The sequence below is a fragment of the Bartonella sp. AA56HLJMS genome (assembly GCF_042197145.1).
In the GTDB taxonomy this organism is placed as follows: Bacteria; Pseudomonadota; Alphaproteobacteria; order Rhizobiales; family Rhizobiaceae; genus Bartonella.
This window is the reverse complement of record NZ_JBHIRL010000047.1, coordinates 1-3,635: the sequence shown is the minus strand read 5'-3', so window position 1 is coordinate 3,635 and position 3,635 is coordinate 1. Positions and strand designations below refer to the sequence as shown.

The 3,635-nt window shown below is 37.2% G+C and carries 6 protein-coding genes and 1 pseudogene; 4 read left to right on the top strand and 3 right to left on the bottom strand.

Translation table 11 applies throughout. From position 1 onward, the window contains the following. Positions 1-122: 122 nt before the first annotated feature. The 3 genes from ACFINI_RS09495 to ACFINI_RS09485 all read right to left on the bottom strand — a co-directional run bounded on the left by ACFINI_RS09495 (position 123) and on the right by ACFINI_RS09485 (position 1,581). Positions 123-587 (bottom strand): hypothetical protein, encoded by a 465-nt coding sequence (locus ACFINI_RS09495; RefSeq protein WP_375647999.1) that lies wholly within the window; start codon positions 585-587, stop codon positions 123-125. Between the two features lie 112 nt (positions 588-699). Then, positions 700-1,080 (bottom strand): hypothetical protein, encoded by a 381-nt coding sequence (locus tag ACFINI_RS09490; protein WP_375621921.1) that lies wholly within the window; start codon positions 1,078-1,080, stop codon positions 700-702. A gap of 189 nt (positions 1,081-1,269) precedes the next feature. Beyond that, positions 1,270-1,581: an XRE family transcriptional regulator gene (locus ACFINI_RS09485; protein ID WP_114647946.1), complete on the bottom strand. Its 312-nt coding sequence runs from the start codon at positions 1,579-1,581 to the stop codon at positions 1,270-1,272. 94 nt (positions 1,582-1,675) lie between these two features. Between ACFINI_RS09485 and ACFINI_RS09480 the strand changes: the two genes are divergently transcribed. The 4 genes and pseudogenes from ACFINI_RS09480 to ACFINI_RS09465 all read left to right on the top strand — a co-directional run. After that, positions 1,676-1,993: a hypothetical protein gene (locus tag ACFINI_RS09480; RefSeq protein ID WP_375613783.1), complete on the top strand. Its 318-nt coding sequence runs from the start codon at positions 1,676-1,678 to the stop codon at positions 1,991-1,993. 10 nt (positions 1,994-2,003) lie between these two features. Further along, positions 2,004-2,552, top strand: a complete 549-nt coding sequence (locus ACFINI_RS09475) for a hypothetical protein (RefSeq protein WP_375647998.1) — start codon at positions 2,004-2,006, stop codon at positions 2,550-2,552. 19 nt (positions 2,553-2,571) lie between these two features. Beyond that, positions 2,572-3,399 carry a hypothetical protein gene (locus tag ACFINI_RS09470; protein WP_375647997.1) on the top strand — a complete coding sequence of 276 codons (828 nt, stop codon included), beginning with the start codon at positions 2,572-2,574 and terminating at the stop codon, positions 3,397-3,399. A gap of 15 nt (positions 3,400-3,414) precedes the next feature. Next, positions 3,415-3,635 (top strand): annotated as a pseudogene (locus ACFINI_RS09465) (hypothetical protein); the annotation flags it as partial.

Sequence of the window (3,635 nt, the reverse complement as noted above, 5' to 3'; positions counted from 1 at the left end):
GCCCCCAAGGTCCCCAGCCTTAACATCACCAAAATCTTTTAATGCACGTATGCGGTAAAGCGTAAGGTATCCATCAACTTCGATTGTTTCATCAGTAAATTCGTATTTTTTTTCCATGATTACTATTTCTCACGTTCTACGATTACGGTGGAGCCACTAATTTTACAATTTCCAGCAATGTCTACACGACAGCAAATATATGCTTGATTGTAAATTTTAGCATTTCCGTAAACGTGTACACTTTTCCCTATAACAGAATTCCCATAAATCCGCGCATAGTCAAAAACCTTGGCATTATCTCCAACATCAGCACCACCAACTTCGGCATAATCAAAAACTTGTGCATTGCCATAAACGCGTGCATTCCCATAAACCCGCGCATCATCATAAACTTTGGCATCACCGTAAACGTGTGCATTGCCAAAAATCCAACAGTCTCTCTTATGGCTTAAGTTGCTCTCTTTTTCTATAAAACCGCCTAGGTCACCTTTTTTGACATATCCAAAGTCTCTCAGTGCACGAATGCGGCGGAGCGTTCTGCGCCCAAACTCAATTGTTTCATCAGTCATTTCGTATTTTTTTTCCATGGTTTTACTCCTTTAAGTTAGATTCTGCCTTTGTCGTTCTTGCAAAAGAACGGCATTGCATTGTGTGGTGAATTTTTTGAAAAGGTGGCGTCTTTTAAAAACGCCTTAGCTTTTAAAGCACATCACAAGGACGCAAACGGTGTTGTTTTTCGTAAGAACCATACATTGCATCATCATATTCGCGCTGTTTTATATCATCTAAAAAAAAACCGTATGCTGTGCTGTGTAGAATAAAATCGTGAGGAATGTTTCCGTTGAAACACTGCTCTTCACATTCTTTAAGATAGAATTCGGCAATATCTTCAGAGATATCTTCGCAACGATTAGTCGTTGGTTCAATACGCAAAATTTGGACAGCATTATCGGCTTGGTCGATAAATTTGATCATGTCACTTTCTTCTAAGAAAGGACCAGATTTAGCGAGATTTTGCTCTTCATTTTCGCACATCACTAAGAGAATTTCATCAGAATTTATAAACACTGGTTTATTCACAAATGCCTCCATACAGCCTATTGGCAAAAGTTATTTTCTAAGATATGGAACTTATATTTCATTATTTATGAAAATTGTCAATATAAAAATTCAGAAAATATGAAATTTTAATAAAGTGTAGGTTAATTATGGATAAACTAATGTTAGAAAAACTTTGGAATTGTGGAGATAAAAAAGTGATGGCTGCTATTATTTTTTGTCTGAAGAACAAGAATTCTGAAGAATCGTTAAAACAGCTTTCTGAACTTCGGGATTTGCTTGATAATACAGTTGAATAAACTGTTCAGATTCTTTGATTAGAAAAGGGGGGATTTCGCCAAAAAAATCAATAATTTCTATTAATTCACTTGCTTTTATTGATCTTTTTGTACCTGAATCATGCAACATACTAGTTAAGGTAGATGGTAACACTCCTAAATGCTTGGCTAGCATTTTCTTACTACCATGACCATTTTTAGCTAATTGCGCATTAAGCCATACCTTTAACTGATCTGATTCCATAAAATACAAAGTCTTTCATATGAAATGAAAAATCAATAAAAAAAATATGAAATTTTATCTTGATAAAATTCATAAAATATGAAATTTTATCTTTATGAAAAAAGAACCTGCGTATACTATAATAAAATATCTAGGGGGGGCTATTAACGTTTCGCGTATTTTGAAGAAATGTAAAGGAGCTGTTTATCGTATCACTTATTCTAAAGAGAAGGGTGGTTCTAATGGATTGTTTCCTTCAATTTATCAAGCGCAGTTATTAACCTACGCACGTGATCATGGGATAGATTTGCGTCCAGAAGATTTTTTTTATCCCGAGCGCTTGCAGAGATTAATGCAAGAGCAACACCCCCCAATGTCGAAAATTTGCAAGAGCTGCGGTGTTGATCACACCGGAGAAACTTTACAGCATTAAGGAGATAAAGATGAGTTCGAATGAAATTTTATGGATAGCAGTGGTTTCAGTTTTGCTCTTAAGCGGAGTGATGTTTCGTATTGCATTGCATTATCGCGATCAAGTTAAAGCACTTAAAGAGCAGGTTCAAGATATTAAGAAAGAAATGAGAGAGAATGAGTTTAGGTATTTAAAGGAAAGCAAGCAGACAATTGATCAATGTGATGCGGATCTTGAACAATGCGACAAGCTAATTGAAGAACTGAAGCAAGAGATTGAAGAACGTGACGAGGAAATTGAAGAACTTAAGCAAAAGATAGAAGAACATGACGACGAGGAAATTGATGAACTGAAGCAAGAGATTAAAGAACGTGAGGAGGAAATTAAAGAATTGAAGCAAAAGCTAGATGCGTACCGAGAAGAGTTCAAACGGAAAAGTGAAAAGATACAGGCACTAAAAGCAGATGTTCAATCACGCGACGAGGAAGTTGAAAGACTAACACAAGAGCTTAAACAGCGTGATGAAGCAGTAAAAGCGCCGGCTCATAAGAATAAGAAGAGTAAGAAGAAGGATAAGTGAGGAGATAGGGGTGGAAGATATGATACTTAAAAAGAAGTATGAATTTACTGATGAAATAATCAAATTTTGTGGCAAAACTCTTCACCGTATTCGTGCATTAAAAGACTTTGGAGATGTCGAGCAATGGGATCTAGGTGGTTTTATAGAGCATGAGGGCAACTTATCTCATGAGGGTAATTGTTGGATTTACGATGAGGCACATGTTTATAGCAATGCACGAGTTTACGGCAATGCCAAGGTTTATGGTAAGGCATGTGTTAATGAAAATGCATGTGTTGGTAACAATGCTCAGGTTTACGATAATGCACACGTTTACGGTGATGCAGAAATTTATGATCATGCGCATGTTTACGGCAGAGCTAAGGTTTATGGAAATGCTCATGTTTTTGATCAGGCGCATGTATATGGTACAGCAGCAATTCATGAATTTGCCAATGCATTTGGTAATGCACGTATTTCTCAAGATATTATTGGTAGTATTGCGTCGGTTGATGGTAGCGAAAAAAAATACGAACTTACTGATGAAACAATTGAAGTTGATGATCATACTCTTTACCGCATACGTGCATTGAGAGACTTTGGTGATGTCAAAAAAGGTGATTTAGGGGGCTGGGTAGAAAGTGAAGATAACCTAAGTCATGAAGGCAATTGTTGGATCAGTGGTGGAGGGGCGGTTTTTGGTGGTACAAGAATAAGGGGTGGTGAACATATAAACTCTCAGTTCGTTTCTAATAAGACTTATGAATTGTCTATGTTAACACCACAACGATATATGGCATCTCTACCTTGGTACCGTAGAACATTGGAGAGACTCCATTATTATTGGGAGTACGGAATATGGCTTTAGAGCTTCATAAACGTGATGAATAATACAATTCTTTGTTTTGATCTAGGTACCAAAACGGGGTGGGCGATACGTGGTGCAAGTGGTGACATATTCAGTGGTACCGTGAATTTTCAATCGCGCCGTTTTGAAGGCGGTGGAATGCGTTACTTGCGTTTTAAGCAATGGCTATCAGAAATAAAGCAGACAGCAGGTCAAATTGACGTGGTGTATTTTGAAGAGGTGAGGCGTCATAAAGG

Excerpts from the sequence above, each read along its gene's own strand:
- ACFINI_RS09495 (WP_375647999.1), bottom strand. The coding sequence starts at position 587 with ATGGAAAAAAAATACGAAATGACTGATGAAACAATTGAGTTTGGGCGC.
- ACFINI_RS09480 (WP_375613783.1), top strand. The coding sequence starts at position 1,676 with ATGAAAAAAGAACCTGCGTATACTATAATAAAATATCTAGGGGGGGCT.
- ACFINI_RS09475 (WP_375647998.1), top strand. The coding sequence starts at position 2,004 with ATGAGTTCGAATGAAATTTTATGGATAGCAGTGGTTTCAGTTTTGCTC.
- ACFINI_RS09470 (WP_375647997.1), top strand. The coding sequence starts at position 2,572 with ATGATACTTAAAAAGAAGTATGAATTTACTGATGAAATAATCAAATTT.
- ACFINI_RS09485 (WP_114647946.1), bottom strand. The coding sequence starts at position 1,581 with ATGGAATCAGATCAGTTAAAGGTATGGCTTAATGCGCAATTAGCTAAA.